General features: G+C 58.4%; 11 protein-coding genes and 1 tRNA gene. 9 read left to right on the forward strand and 3 right to left on the reverse strand.

Translation table 11 applies throughout. The features are described from left to right. Positions 1–140 precede the first annotated feature (140 nt). Positions 141–224 (reverse strand) — tRNA-Leu (locus HMPREF2849_RS00065). Positions 225–489: 265 nt separating this feature from the next. On the opposite strand from HMPREF2849_RS00065, the gene HMPREF2849_RS00070 reads away from it, so the two are divergent. The 7 genes from HMPREF2849_RS00070 (at position 490) to pknB (ending at position 9,711) form a co-directional block, all read left to right on the forward strand. Beyond that, complete coding sequence (locus HMPREF2849_RS00070; RefSeq protein ID WP_049193412.1) at positions 490–1,389, forward strand: DUF3662 and FHA domain-containing protein; 900 nt, start codon at positions 490–492, stop codon at positions 1,387–1,389. 136 nt (positions 1,390–1,525) lie between these two features. Beyond that, the gene (locus HMPREF2849_RS00075; protein WP_016421758.1) at positions 1,526–1,987 is read left to right on the forward strand and encodes an FHA domain-containing protein FhaB/FipA; all 462 of its coding nucleotides are present in this window, start codon (positions 1,526–1,528) and stop codon (positions 1,985–1,987) included. Beyond that, a complete protein-coding gene (locus tag HMPREF2849_RS00080) occupies positions 1,984–3,318 on the forward strand; it encodes a PP2C family protein-serine/threonine phosphatase (RefSeq protein ID WP_070429077.1) in 1,335 nt (444 codons plus the stop codon). The genes HMPREF2849_RS00075 and HMPREF2849_RS00080 overlap by 4 nt, the downstream gene beginning before the upstream one ends. After that, positions 3,315–4,676, forward strand: coding sequence for an FtsW/RodA/SpoVE family cell cycle protein (locus HMPREF2849_RS00085; RefSeq protein ID WP_080969613.1), 1,362 nt, complete (start codon positions 3,315–3,317; stop codon positions 4,674–4,676). Before HMPREF2849_RS00080 ends, HMPREF2849_RS00085 begins: the two co-directional genes overlap by 4 nt. Next, the gene (locus tag HMPREF2849_RS00090) at positions 4,677–6,113 is read left to right on the forward strand and encodes a penicillin-binding transpeptidase domain-containing protein (protein ID WP_049172592.1); all 1,437 of its coding nucleotides are present in this window, start codon (positions 4,677–4,679) and stop codon (positions 6,111–6,113) included. It begins immediately after the preceding gene. Between the two features lie 2 nt (positions 6,114–6,115). Continuing rightward, positions 6,116–7,600, forward strand: coding sequence for a serine/threonine-protein kinase (locus tag HMPREF2849_RS00095; protein WP_070602175.1), 1,485 nt, complete (start codon positions 6,116–6,118; stop codon positions 7,598–7,600). A 53-nt stretch (positions 7,601–7,653) separates the two neighbouring features. Continuing rightward, positions 7,654–9,711 carry a Stk1 family PASTA domain-containing Ser/Thr kinase gene (pknB, locus tag HMPREF2849_RS00100; protein ID WP_070566452.1) on the forward strand — a complete coding sequence of 686 codons (2,058 nt, stop codon included), beginning with the start codon at positions 7,654–7,656 and terminating at the stop codon, positions 9,709–9,711. Between the two features lie 3 nt (positions 9,712–9,714). Here the strand turns inward: pknB and HMPREF2849_RS00105 are convergent, their stop codons facing one another. Continuing rightward, complete coding sequence (locus HMPREF2849_RS00105) at positions 9,715–10,386, reverse strand: aminodeoxychorismate/anthranilate synthase component II (protein ID WP_048731900.1); 672 nt, start codon at positions 10,384–10,386, stop codon at positions 9,715–9,717. A gap of 135 nt (positions 10,387–10,521) precedes the next feature. Here HMPREF2849_RS00105 and crgA point away from each other — a divergent pair, with 135 nt between their 5' ends. Next, on the forward strand, positions 10,522–10,791 hold the full coding sequence (crgA, locus tag HMPREF2849_RS00110; RefSeq protein WP_005511903.1) for a cell division protein CrgA: 270 nt from the start codon (positions 10,522–10,524) through the stop codon (positions 10,789–10,791). A gap of 698 nt (positions 10,792–11,489) precedes the next feature. Here the strand turns inward: crgA and HMPREF2849_RS00115 are convergent. Then, entirely contained in the window at positions 11,490–12,026 is a 537-nt protein-coding gene (locus HMPREF2849_RS00115; RefSeq protein WP_369707163.1) for a peptidylprolyl isomerase, read from the reverse strand. A gap of 304 nt (positions 12,027–12,330) precedes the next feature. Here HMPREF2849_RS00115 and HMPREF2849_RS00120 point away from each other — a divergent pair, with 304 nt between their 5' ends. Continuing rightward, on the forward strand, positions 12,331–13,224 hold the full coding sequence (locus HMPREF2849_RS00120) for a hypothetical protein (RefSeq protein WP_016421751.1): 894 nt from the start codon (positions 12,331–12,333) through the stop codon (positions 13,222–13,224). The last annotated feature ends 140 nt before the right edge of the window (positions 13,225–13,364 follow it).

The raw sequence follows: 13,364 nt of genomic DNA on the forward strand, positions 1-13,364 counted from the left end.
CGAGCGGACACACTTTTTGTCACTTAACCCACAACCTCAGCTCAGCATCTGCCTCTGCTTCAACCCAAGCCCCACCCCAAACCCCAACCCCACAAACAAAAAATCCTCGGAAGCTTTTACACTTCCGAGAATCTTCGCTGTGGGCGAAGGGGGACTTGAACCCCCACGTCCGTAAAGGACACTGGCACCTGAAGCCAGCGCGTCTGCCATTCCGCCACTCGCCCGTGGGAACGAATAGAACTATAACACCCCGCGCTAATACACCACCAAATCCCCAGGCCAGCGCGCGTTTTCCACCACTTTTCAGCACTTAGCAATAGCAACTTCCTCCACAACCGTCGTCACTATTTGATAAACCTCAGTAGTTCCTAGCCCTTAACTGAAGGTGTAGGGCTCTATACTGTTGCTTAAGTATCGATAATTTTTGTGCACATTTTTTTCACGTAACCCGCCGCGGTTTGGCGGGAGAAGGCGAATTTCTTTAGTCAGATGGATTTCCTAGGACGCATCCGCAAGCTCGATAGCTCGCTTCAGCGCGGGCTCGATAACAGCTTTGCGCGCGTGTTCGGCGGCAAGGTTGTCCCGAATGAGTTAGAAGAATGCCTGAAGCAGGAAATTGAAGACTTCCTGATGCAGGACGCCAACGGTCAGTACTTGGCACCCAATGATTTCCGCATTGGCATCAGCGCTGCCGACTACAAGAACCTTTCTGCGTCCGAGCCCAACCTGCCGAATCAGTTGGCTGACCGCATGACACGCTACTGCCGTAACAACGGCTGGGGCTTCACCGGTTCCATTAGCGTCCACCTACAGGCAGTGGAGTCTCTCCACACCGGCCAGTTGAAGACGGCCAGCACTTTCACCGAGGACACCGTGGGCACCTCGGAGTTCGTCCCATTCGAGGACAGTGCCGATGATGCCAACACTGACGCAGCCCCGTCGCAAAGCGATGATGAACCCCAAGCTGCAGAGACCTCTGCCGCCTACCACCCGCAGCCGGAAGCTGAGCAGTTCCCCACCGCTTCCCGCCCCATCCCCGCGGTCGACCCGGAAGCGGCAACTGAGCTGAGCAGCGCGGCCGTGGGTGAAGACCAGTCCCAGGAAAAGACCGTCACCCTGCTGTTGCAGGACGGCTCCTCGCGCGTATTTGAGGTGCGCCATGGTTCGAACATCATCGGCCGCGGCACCGCTTCCGACTTCCGCCTCCCGGATACTGGTGTTTCCCGCCAGCATGCCGAGATCACGTGGGACGGCCAGGACGCTGTGCTCGTCGATTTGCATTCGACCAACGGCACCATTGTCAATGGCGAACCCATTGAGAACTGGCTGCTGGCCGACGGCGACGAAATCTCGTTGGGACATTCTGTTCTCGAAGTTCAGATTCGCTGATTCAGATCCGCTAAGTAGTGAGGTTCACCAGGTTCACATGCCACTGCCCTAGGTTTGCCGACACATTCCTGGAATAATTACGTCCGTGTGTTCGGTTTGCGGACCCACCAGCTCTACATAAGGAGGTTCCTCGGACGTGGAAGCTATCGTTTTTCTGCTTTCGCGCATCGGCGTGCTGGTCGTCCTGTGGTTTTTCATTTGGATGACGCTTCGCACCCTGCGTACAGAAACAACAGGCTCGGCTCCGCTGCGCCCACTTCGGCAGGCCAGCAGTGCTCCGGCCAAGCGTTTCCAGCGCTCGCAGACTCCACATCAGCTCCTTGTCACCTCCGGGCCGCTGGCGGGTTCGCGCATGAACCTAAACAACCAACGCGACATCACTATTGGCCGTTCAGAGTCGAATGCCTTCGTCCTCAACGATGACTTCGCCTCGGGCCAGCACGCTCGCGTCATCAACCGCGACGGCATCTGGTACCTGGAAGACCTGGACTCCCGCAATGGCACATTCCTCAATGGCCAGCGCGTGGAACAGCCGGAACGCCTGGCTTCGGGTATGGAATTTCGTATTGGCCGTACAACTTTGAGGTTGCAACCATGAGTCTTGCTCTGAATTACACGGCCCGCTCTGACCGCGGCCTCATCCGACAGAACAACGAGGACTCCGCCTATGCGGGTTCGCGTCTGCTCGCGCTTGCCGACGGCATGGGTGGCCACGCCGCCGGAGAAATCGCATCTCAGCTGATGATTGCGGCCGTCTCTCGGCTGGACAATGATCAGCCCGGCCCCGATTTGCTCGAGTCCCTGCGCAGCGCCTGCATGGAGGGCAATAACTCCATTGCGGATGAAATTGAGCAGAACCCCTCTACGCAAGGCATGGGCACTACGCTGACTGCTCTGCTTTTCGACGGTACCCGCCTGGGCATGTGCCATGTCGGTGACTCGCGTGGCTATCTGCTGCGCGACGGAGAGCTCATCCGCATTACCCGGGATGACACCTATGTGCAGTCCCTGGTGGATGAGGGCAATCTCACCGAAGAAGAAGCGGCAATTCACCCTCAGCGCTCACTGATTTTGAAGGCTCTCACCGGTCGCCCGGTGGAGCCTACTTTGTCTTATCGCGATGTTCACGAGGGCGATCGCTACCTGCTGTGCTCGGATGGTCTATCCGATCCAGTGTCCGCGGACACCATCAAGGATGTGCTCTCGGAGGGCACTCCGGACGAGGCCGCTACCAAGCTCATTGACTACGCGTTGAAGTCCGGTGGTCCGGATAACATCACCGTGGTGGTTGCCGATGTTGTCGATTCGTCGGCACGCACGCCTTACGAGCCCGCCCTGGCCGGTGCCCTGCAGAGTGCGGAGGAGGAACTCCCCCGCCCCAATACGTCAGCGGGACGCGCGGCGGCACTCCGCCCGCGGAAGTCGCAGGAAATTGCAGTGACTTCGGCGCCGGAGAAGAAAGCTTCCAAGGGCAAGTGGCTAGTTATTTCTGTGGTGCTGGTGCTGGTGGCCGGGTTGGTCGGCCTTGGTGTTTGGGGCTGGCAGAAGAAGGAGTCGATGTACCATCTCGCGGTGGTCGACGGGCAGGTGCAGCTGATGCACGGCGTGCCCGGTAGTTTGCTGGGCTTCGATCTGCAAGAGCCACATCAGTTCATCTGTTTGACCGATGACAATAAAGTTCAGCTTCCTCCGGCTGGGACGGCGAAGGAGAAGGTCGACTGCCACATCATGACGCCGGAAGATCTCTCGCCGGCGGCACGCAATTCGTTGGAAGGTCTGCCGGCTGATTCCTACGACGGTGTCAGCGACCAGATTGGACGTTTGGCGGAGTCGGCACTGCCGGTATGTCTGTCCGTTTCCGACGATGACAAGAAGGATGAAAAGCTGGGCTCGAAGCCAGGAGTCAACTGTAGGCAGGTGCGAAAATGAGTGAAACTACCACGAAGCGACAGCTTCGGATGAAGGAAATGCTCCTGCTGCTGCTGTCGGCAGGATTGTTGCTTTTGGCACTAATTTCGCTGGAACTGGCTCAGGGCAACTCTCTGACCGGAGATGTCTTTTACATCATTGGCGGATTCTTTGTGATTTTTGCAGTGGCGCATATCGCGCTGACCTTTGTGGCGCCCAACGCCGATCAGGTGATGCTGCCGGTTGCAGCCACGCTCAATGCCTTGGGGCTGGTGATGATTCACCGCCTCGACCTGGCCAATGACACCTCGTTGGTGCGCAATCAGATCATGTGGACCGTACTCAGTGTCGCACTGTTTATCGGCGTGATTGTCCTGCTGCGCAACCATCACTCGCTGTCGCAGTACTCGTATCTGCTGGGTCTCGGCGGCTTGATTCTGTTGGCGCTACCGCTGGTGTGGCCGTCGTCGATTAATGCTGATGCCCGCATCTGGATTTCCATCGGCCCGTTCTCCATGCAGCCGGGTGAGTTTGCCAAGGTCATGCTGCTGATCTTCTTTGCTCAGCTGCTGGTGAATAAGCGCTCGCTGTTCAATGTGGCGGGCAAGCGTTTCCTGGGGATTGATTTCCCGCGTGTTCGCGACCTGGGTCCGATTCTGCTGATCTGGGGCATCGCTACCGTCATCATGGCTCTGCAGAATGACTTTGGCCCGGCGCTGGTGCTCTTCGGCACTGTGCTGGCAATGCTCTACGCTGCCACCGGTCGTGGTTCCTGGCTGATCATCGGCATGGTGCTGGTGACCGTCGGCGTTGTCGGTGTCTACATGGTTTCGGACAAGATTCAGGCGCGAGTCACGCATTTCCTGGATCCGTTGGGCTCCTACGACGAGGGCGGCTATCAGCTCTCCCAGGGTCTGTTCGGCATGAGCTGGGGTGGCATCGGTGGCACCGGTCTGGGCCAGGGCTACCCACAGAACATTCCGGTGGCACACTCTGACTTCATCCTCTCGGCCTTTGGTGAGGAGCTAGGTTTTACCGGTCTGAGTGCCATCATCCTGCTGTTCGCGATTCTGATTTCCCGCGGTATTTCGGCGAGCTTGGCGGTACGTGATTCCTTTGGCAAGCTGCTGGCGGCCGGTGTCGCATTCTCGATGGCCATTCAGCTGTTCGTGGTTGCAGCCGGTGTTTCCAAGCTGATGCCGCTGACAGGTCTGACTACTCCGTTCATGTCAGCCGGTGGTTCCTCACTGCTGGCCAGCTACATCATGTTGGCCATCGTGCTGCGCGTCTCTGACGAGGCCAACCGCCCCTGGGGCATTCAAAGCAGCCCTTCGGGCCTCAACGACAATGCCAACGCATCTCAGGAGGTGAACCAGTAGATGAATAAAACCATTCGCCAAATCTTTGTTGTCGTTCTCGGACTCTTCGTTCTTCTACTGGCGAACCTGACCTACATCCAGGGCTTCCAGCAGGATAAGTACGCCCACAATCCGCTGAATAGCCGCCAGTTCCTGGAGGAAAAGTCCAAACCTCGCGGCCAAATCACCACTGACGGCGACATTCTGGCCCACTCGGTCAAGGGCGAGAGCGGCTTCTATGACCGCAGCTACGACACCGACCCGGAGGCATATGCCGCGGTGGTCGGATACCTGTCGGACATCTACGGCTCCGCCGGTATCGAACGCTCTCAGAACGAGATCTTGAACGGCAGCGACCCTTCGCTGTTTACCTCCCGCGCCCTCGACATGGTCACGGGCAAGGAACCCTCTGGGGCCTCCACGGAGCTGACGCTGTTGCCGAACGCTCAGCGGACTGCGTACCAACAACTCGCTGAACGCGGCTACGTCGGCTCCGCCGTCGCCATTCGCCCATCGACGGGTGAAATTCTCGCGATGGCCTCCACACCGTCGTTCAACCCGAATGACATCGCCGCCGGCGACGAGAGTACCTGGCAGTCCCTCAATAACAATGAGGGCGCACCGCTGCTCAACCACGCCACTCAGCGTCCGCTGCCGCCGGGTTCCACTTTCAAGGTGTTGACCACGGTCACGGCACTGGAGCAAGGCGCTTCCCCGGACACCTCGGTCACTGGCGCACCGCAGATTACGCTGCCGGATACCACCACTACGTTGGAGAACTACGGTGGCTCGACCTGTGGTGGGGCTACTACAACTCTCCGCCAGGCTTTCGCGCAGTCCTGTAATACGGCATTCGCTGAGCTCGGTATGCAGTACGGGGCCGATGCGCTCAAGGACGTCGCTAAGCGATTCGGCATCGGTGAGACCCACGATGACGCGGGCCTGCCGATTCAGCCCTCCGCTGTCGGTGATATTCCGGATCAGTCCTCGCTGGGTCAGACCTCCATTGGTCAGCGCGACGTGTCTTTCACGCCGCTGGACAACGCCATCATCGCCGCCACGATTGCCAACGGCGGCGTGCGCATGGAACCCCAGATCATCAAATCGGTGCGCGGTGCCGACCTCTCCGAAATCAAGTCCTTTAAGCCGATTGAAGCCGGCGAGGCGATTTCGCCGGAGGTCGCGGAGACCGTAACTGAGCTGATGCGCGGCTCCGAGTCGCACTCGGGCGGTAACGGTTCGCGTATTGCCTCCAAGACCGGTACCGCGGAACACGGTGCTGTCCGCGGCGAGTACGCACCGCACGTCTGGTACATCGCCTTCGCGCCGGACTCCGATGTCGCCGTGGCTGTCGTCGTGGAAAACGGTGGCGGCCAGGGCCAGGGCGCTACCGGCGCCTCCGTTGCTGCCCCGATTGGCCGTGCACTCATTAACGCGGTCGAACAGGCGGGTCGATAAGCATGGATGCCCACCAAGTTCAAGACATCGTTGGCGACCGATATCACGTCCGCCGTCTGCTCGGCCGTGGCGGCATGTCCACCGTCTGGCTTGCCGACGACGCCACCAGCGGCGAACTGGTTGCAATCAAACTTCTGAACCAGGAGTACTCGGACAACTACGAGTTCCGGCAGCGTTTCCAGAACGAAGCCGCCGCTGCGCGCAGCGTCAACAGCCCAAACGTGGTGAAGATTGTCACCTACGAGGAAGGCGACATCGGCAGCCACGGCGCGTGTTACATCGTCATGGAGTACATCCGTGGCGAATCTCTGTCGCAGGTGCTGCAGCGGCGTCGCACCCTGCCAGAGCACCTGATGCTCGACGTTCTGGAGCAGACTGCACACGGCCTGTCGGCAATTCACGCTGCGAACCTTGTCCACCGCGACATTAAGCCAGGCAACCTCCTGGTGACGCCGGAGGGCACGGTGAAAATTACCGACTTTGGCATTGCCAAAGCCGCTGAAGCGGTGCCTCTGACGCGTACCGGCATGGTCGTCGGTACCGCGCAGTATGTCTCACCGGAGCAGGCGCAGGGCAAACAGGTGAGTCCGGCGACAGACATCTACTCGCTTGGCTGTGTCGCCTACGAAATGGTGGCCGGCGCCCGGCCCTTCCAGGGCGACTCCACCGTCGCGGTTGCCGTGGCACACATCAACGAGGCACCACCTGCGTTGGCGCCGACGGTCAATCCGCATATCCGCGAACTTATCGGCATTATGCTGCGCAAGGATCCGCAGCGTCGCTATGCCGATGGCCGTGAGCTGGCACAGGCTGTTTTGCGAGTGCGCGCGGGGCACCGCCCACCGCAGCCGCGTGGTGTGACCCCAACGGTGCACCGTCAATCCAACGCTGCCAACCCGGCGACCACCGAACTCGGTGCCATGACGCGACCGCCCATGCCGGTGTCGCAGCCACCGCAGCAGCCACAGCGGCCACCGCAGCAACCCGCCCGACAGCGTAAGCCGGCAAAGAAGCGCAGTGGCTGCGGTTGTGGCTGCGGCAGCATTGTGCTGTTGGTGCTGCTAGTGTTGCTGGCCGGTGCTATCGCGGTCGTCTATTCGCTGTCGACTACCGGTTCACTGCCAACCATTCCGAACTTGGAGCAGTACATTCCGAACCAGTCACAGCAGCAAACCACAGAGGAAAACACCGACCCCAACGACGGTTCTGGTTACGGTTGGTCGGGAGACAATTCCGGTAACTGGGGAAATAACGACGGCGGCAACTCTGGGGAAAACTACGGCGGCAACAATGACGGTGCCTCTGACAGCTCCACTGAGCAGGACACCAGCGAGACCGCTCCGGATACGTCCGAACCGACTCAGGATTCGGGCAACGACAATGGCAACGACAGTGGCGACGACTCCAGTGGCGGTGGTCTACCCGGTATTCAATTGCCCTTGGGAAATGACTCCGGTAATACCTTGGGGACTCCAGATGCACAGTAATATTCAGGTACAAGATGTTTTGGTGGAAATCCTTCCGAAGGGACTGACGAACAATGTCTGGCAATGACGATCTCCTCTCCGGCCGTTATCGGCTCGGCGAGCTCATTGGCGTTGGCGGCATGTCCGATGTCTACCGCGCTGAAGATACTGTTCTCGGTCGCTCTGTCGCGGTCAAGATGATGAGGGCCGACCTTGCCAGGGATGAGAACTTCCTCGCAAGGTTCCGTCGTGAAGCGAAAAATTCAGCGCTGCTGAATCACCCGTCGATTGTGTCGGTGTACGACACCGGCGAGACGGATAGCCCGATGGGGCGCGTGCCTTTCATTGTCATGGAGCTGATTCAGGGCGAGACCCTGCGTGATCTTGTTCGTCGTGAGGGGCGGCTCGACCCGAAGAAGGCCGCATCGATCATGGCATCGGTGTGTGATGCGCTGACGGCATCCCACCATGCGGGCATTATTCACCGTGACATCAAGCCAGCGAACATCATGCTGACCAACACCGGCAAGGTGAAGGTGATGGACTTCGGCATCGCTCGCGCGCTCGGTGATTCCACCACGATGACGCAGACTGCGGCGGTGCTGGGTACCGCGCAATACCTCTCGCCGGAGCAGGCGCGCGGTAAGACCGCCGACGCCCGTTCCGATATCTACGCTGTCGGCTGCGTACTTTTCGAGGCCGTCACGGGCGCCCCGCCGTTCACCGGCGAAACCCCTCTTTCTGTCGCTTACCAGCACGTTCAGGACCAGCCGCCGCGGCCTTCGGGGAAGCTCAACACCGACCCAAACACGGCTCAGGCCCTCGACGCGGTGCTTCTGACCGCGATGGCCAAGGATCCGATGGAGCGCTACGACTCTGCAGAGGACTTCGCCCAGGATTTGCGTCGTCTTGCACGCGGCGAGGATCCGTTGGCGCTGGCGCACCACGGCGCGCATGACGACGATGCGAAGACCACCGAATTCCTTCCGGCAGCTCCATCGGATGCTGAGACCCGGGTGACCCCTGCACAGCAGGCAACTCCGGCCCCGGCCCCTGTCCCTGCTCCGGAACCGGAGAGAGCAGCTGCCCAACCGGAAGCCCCTGCTCAGATTGCTAACACTGACGAGCCTGAGAAAAAGAAGGGTGGCGCAGGAAAGACTGTCGCACTGGCGGCTGCTGCGCTGGTCGCTCTTGGCGGTGTCGGCTACGGCGCCTACCAGCTTTTCAACTCGTCCACCGAGGTCGAGACCGTTGCCATTCCGCAGGTCGAGGGCCTAAATGTCAATGAGGCGACGCAGGTTCTCGAGCAGGCTGGTTTCGTGGTCAACCGCGTCGACGAGCCGAACCCAGATGTGCCCCGAGACACGGTGATTGCCACCGAACCGGGCGTCGGATCGGGGTTGCCGCAGGGATCTCGTATCAAGCTGCGCGTATCTTCGGGCCCAGAGTTGACCAATGTGCCGGATGTACGCGACAAACAGGCCGAGGAAGCTCGCCGCCTACTCGAGGAGGCGGGGCTTGTCGTCAATCCGAAGCTGCAAGAGGAACCGAGTGAGGACGTTCCGCGCGGCAATGTCATCGAGCAGTCTCCAGCTGCCGGTTCTCAGGTGTCGAAGGGAACCCGTGTAACTTTGACTGTCTCCTCCGGTATCGAGACCAAGACTGTTCCGGATGTCACTGGTCAGAGGTTGGATTCCGCCCGCACGACCCTCGAGTCCGCTGGTTTCGTTGTCGAGGTGGTGGAGGTTGACTCCACTGAGGAACAGGGAACCGTTGTTGAGGTTCCCCAGAAGGGCACGGAGCTCACCGTCGGAACGACTGTCGAGCTGCACGTTTCGCGCGGCAACCAAATTAAGATGCCACGAGTTGAGGGCCAGACTCTCCGCGATGCGGAGAAGGCACTCACCGATGCCGGCTTCGAGGGAACTATCCGCACCGAGGAAGTCACCACGCTGGATCTGTCCAAGGTCGACCACGTGGAGAAAGCCAACCCGTCGGCCGGATCCAAGCTCAACAAGGACGGCGAGGTCACCCTACGCGTCTACCGGCTGGGGGTCGCCCCGGAGAGCTCTTCAGAGGAACGGCCTGCTCCGGAACCTCCCATAAGGCTGCCGGATCTGCTGCCTAACTAGCGGCTAGTGTGCCAGCACGTCTGAGAAGGCGCGCTGGTACACGGCCTGCTGCTCTTCCAACTCCGCCAGGAGTTCCTCGGTGTACTCACCGCCGGCCAGCCGCAGCCAATTGACCAGCATGCGGTGCCCGTACTGGGTGAGTACTGACTCCGGGTGGTACTGCACGCCGTGAATCGGCAGGTCGCGGTGGCGCATCGCCATCAGCATGCCCGAATCCGTGAATGCCGTGGCAATGAGTTCCTCCGGCAGTGTCTTCGGATCCACCGTCAACGAGTGGTAGCGCGTGGCAATAAAAGGACTGGGCACATCGGCCAGAACACCCGTGCCGTCATGAGTGACCGGGGAGGTCTTGCCGTGCAACAGCTCGTCGGCACGCACGACCTGCGCACCAAAGACCTCACCAATCGCCTGGTGACCCAAGCACACACCCAACACCGGTGTCGGCTCGTCCTGCCTGCTCACCGCGCGAATAATGTCCTCTGTCCACCCCGCATTAGACGGCTCACCGGGACCGGGCGACAGTAGGATTGCATCAAATTGCTTTACGACGTCGTCAACATCGCGGAGACGCGCATCATCATTGCGCCAGACAGTAACCGTTTCGCCGAGCTGGCCTATGTACTGGACCAGATTGAATACGAAGCTGTCATAGTTATCGACGACGAGAATCTGCATAACTGGGAATTCTACTGCCTGCGAACTTCACTGGTAAGTTCGGATGCAAAGTTTACAATTATGCATATACCGCGGGAGTGTAGATACCGCGCTGATCGCAACCTGCTGACCACAACCTAAGGAGTTTAAAGCGCTATGCCTAAGGCAAAGATCGAAAGCACTAATTCACCACAATCCGGTGGCTCCTCCGTCAGCCGTACCCCGGTCAAAATCAACAGCACTCAGACGCCGGTGTGGTACAAGGTGCTGATGTTCGGGTTCATGCTGATTGGTTTGGGCTGGCTGCTGGTCAACTACATCGCGGGTCCGCATATTCCGTTCATGGTGACTTTGAACGCATGGAACTACGTCATCGGCTTTGGTCTTTTCATTGTTGGTCTGCTGATGACTATGGGTTGGCGTTAGTCAGCTCTAATACATCGCACCCCCTCAGGCGCATCCACTTTTGGATGCGCCTTTTTTTCATACCTAAAAACCCAGGTCAATTCACCCCCGTCAATACACCCGTTTCCCACACGTTTTTCGACGAATGAGGATTTCCCTCCTACTGATCGCGCAAAAAAGTTATCCACAGAAACCTGTGTAACAATCATGTAATTTGTGGATAACTGTGGAGAGATTTCGTCCCAAATTTCTCACGGGTTACGTGACAGAAACCGTAAAGCATGACAACTTTGGTTCTATCCCCTGTGTCCACAGTATCCACAGCCTGTGGATAACTCTGTGAACAAGTAACATAGTTGCAAGTCAAGTTGTGCGTAACTCCAATATTCTGCGGAGTTCGACCACTTTCGAACGCTGGTTCGTAAATTACAAGAATGGAATTATCCACACATGTGCACAAGTCTGTGGACAACTGTGAATTGTTGTAATTTGTGAAAATTGGAACCCGTAACGTGCTTCTTGGCCCGTGTTCACCTAGGTGAACAGTGGAGTATTTTTTCCACAGGGCTGTGGACATGTGGAGAATCAACACGATGTGCTACTACCCCCACTACCCCTAAACACAACATTGAAGTTACGGGCCGTCGTAAAGCGAAAATGGGCATGAAAAAACCCGCCCGGAACAACCGGACGGGTTAAAGAGCGTAGAAGCTAGCGGATTACTTCTCGATGTCGATGGAGGTAATCACGACCGGCTCCAGCGGGCGATCCCAGTGATCGGTAGCCACACGAGCGATCTCGTCGACAACCTTCTTCGAGGCATCATCAGCGACCTCACCGAAGATGGTGTGAGCGCCATTGAGGTGCGGGGTCGGAACAACGGTGATGAAGAACTGGGAACCGTTGGTACCACGGCCGCCGCGCTTGCCGGCGTTTGCCATAGCGAGCAGGTACGGACGATCGAACTGGAGCTCCGGGTGAATCTCATCGTCGAACATGTAGCCCGGGCCGCCGGTGCCGGTGCCCAGCGGGTCACCACCCTGAATCATGAATCCAGCGATGATGCGGTGGAAGATGGCCTCATCGTAGAACGGGCCGGACTCGGTGCCAGAGGCGTTCTGCCCCTTGTACTCCTTGGTGCCTTCTGCCAGGCCGATGAAGTTGTCGACGGTATTCGGCGCGTGGTTGCCGAACAGGTCAATCACGATATCGCCATGGTTGGTGTGCACAGTTGCAGTAGCAGTCTTAATAGTCACGTTCCTTAGGATACCGACCTTGGTGGCCAATTGCTCCTACTGGTGAGTTTCTCCGTGGCAGAAACCAGCGAAAATGTTTCTCAAGATAAGGAAAAGAGTTCTTCGTTGACCCCCATGGAGGCCAAATAGTGCCTAAGCTGGAATGTGAGCCTGCTGCAAATATTTCGGCGCTAGGCCTAACTGGGCCCTAGCTCTTGGACTTAGAAGCATCTTGGTCTCAGAGGCACTGGCGCCGCAGCAGTATTAATCATTGATTGAGAATTAAAGGCGATGCCTGTTGGCGACGCACTAATAAAGGAGAGTCATGAACCCCAACGCAATCTCGCTGGCTGTCAAGGGACTGAAGTCCGCTTACGACAGCTACTCGGATTACCGGGACAAGAAGGCTGCAGAGCTCTACGACACGATGCAGGAGGCTAAGAAGGTGGCAGCTGCACAGAACGAGGCAGCAAAGGACGCAGCAACCAATTGGGCGGAAGACGTTAAGGAAAAGGTTTCCGACGCCCGCGATCAGCTCGCTGAGCAGGCCGAAGAACTGACCGGCAAGGTTGAGAAGAAGTCCAAGGAGACCAAGAAGCAGGCTAAGAAGGCTGCGAAGCAGGCCGAGAAGGACGCTAAGCGCAAGGGCAAGAAGACCCGTTGCAAGGCTCGCTGCGAGGCTAAGAAGGCTGAAAAGAAGGCCAAGAAGGCTCGCAAGGACCTCGAGGTGCGTACCCAGAAGGCTATCGACAAGGTAACCGGTAAGGAAGAGCAGCGCGCCAAGAACGGTCGCATCGCAACCGCTTCCCTGGTCTTCGCTGTTGTTGCAGCAATCGTCGGTGTCATCGTTTGGAAGCTGCGCAAGGACGACAAGCTCCCGGTTGACCCAGCTCCGTACCAGCAGAAGGCCCAGGAAGTTAAGCACAAGGTCGAAGAGAAGGCCGCAGAGGTCAAGGAGACCGTTGAAGAGAAGGCTTCTGAGGCTAAGGACAAGGCTGAAGAGGTAAAGGGCAAGGCAGCCGACAAGGCCGACGAGGCCAAGGACAAGGCTGCTGAGGCCAAGGAGACCACTGAGGAGAAGGCCGCAGAGGCTTCCAAGCAGGCTCAAATCAAGGTCGACGAGGTCAAGACCGAGAAGAAGAACGCTGACGACGCTAAGAAGATCTCTTCCAAGCCGTCCAAGCCGGCTCCGAAGCCGGGTCAGGCTCGCAAGAAGTAAATAGGCGGCTAGATAGCCAAAAGCCTTTTCACGCCCGATTGTTCTGTGCAGTTGATGCGCAGGCGGTCGGGCGTTTTTGGTTAAGCAGCAAACCTGACAACTTCAGAGGGTTAAGTGACAAAAAGTGTGTCTGATTTTCA

Source organism: Corynebacterium sp. HMSC073B01, from assembly GCF_001838255.1.
GTDB lineage: Bacteria > Actinomycetota > Actinomycetes > Mycobacteriales > Mycobacteriaceae > Corynebacterium > Corynebacterium jeikeium_D.

Excerpts from the sequence above, each read along its gene's own strand:
- HMPREF2849_RS00070 (WP_049193412.1), top strand. The coding sequence starts at position 490 with ATGGATTTCCTAGGACGCATCCGCAAGCTCGATAGCTCGCTTCAGCGC.
- HMPREF2849_RS00080 (WP_070429077.1), top strand. The coding sequence starts at position 1,984 with ATGAGTCTTGCTCTGAATTACACGGCCCGCTCTGACCGCGGCCTCATC.
- HMPREF2849_RS00085 (WP_080969613.1), top strand. The coding sequence starts at position 3,315 with ATGAGTGAAACTACCACGAAGCGACAGCTTCGGATGAAGGAAATGCTC.
- HMPREF2849_RS00090 (WP_049172592.1), top strand. The coding sequence starts at position 4,677 with ATGAATAAAACCATTCGCCAAATCTTTGTTGTCGTTCTCGGACTCTTC.
- HMPREF2849_RS00095 (WP_070602175.1), top strand. The coding sequence starts at position 6,116 with ATGGATGCCCACCAAGTTCAAGACATCGTTGGCGACCGATATCACGTC.
- pknB (WP_070566452.1), top strand. The coding sequence starts at position 7,654 with ATGTCTGGCAATGACGATCTCCTCTCCGGCCGTTATCGGCTCGGCGAG.
- HMPREF2849_RS00105 (WP_048731900.1), bottom strand. The coding sequence starts at position 10,386 with ATGCAGATTCTCGTCGTCGATAACTATGACAGCTTCGTATTCAATCTG.
- crgA (WP_005511903.1), top strand. The coding sequence starts at position 10,522 with ATGCCTAAGGCAAAGATCGAAAGCACTAATTCACCACAATCCGGTGGC.
- HMPREF2849_RS00120 (WP_016421751.1), top strand. The coding sequence starts at position 12,331 with ATGAACCCCAACGCAATCTCGCTGGCTGTCAAGGGACTGAAGTCCGCT.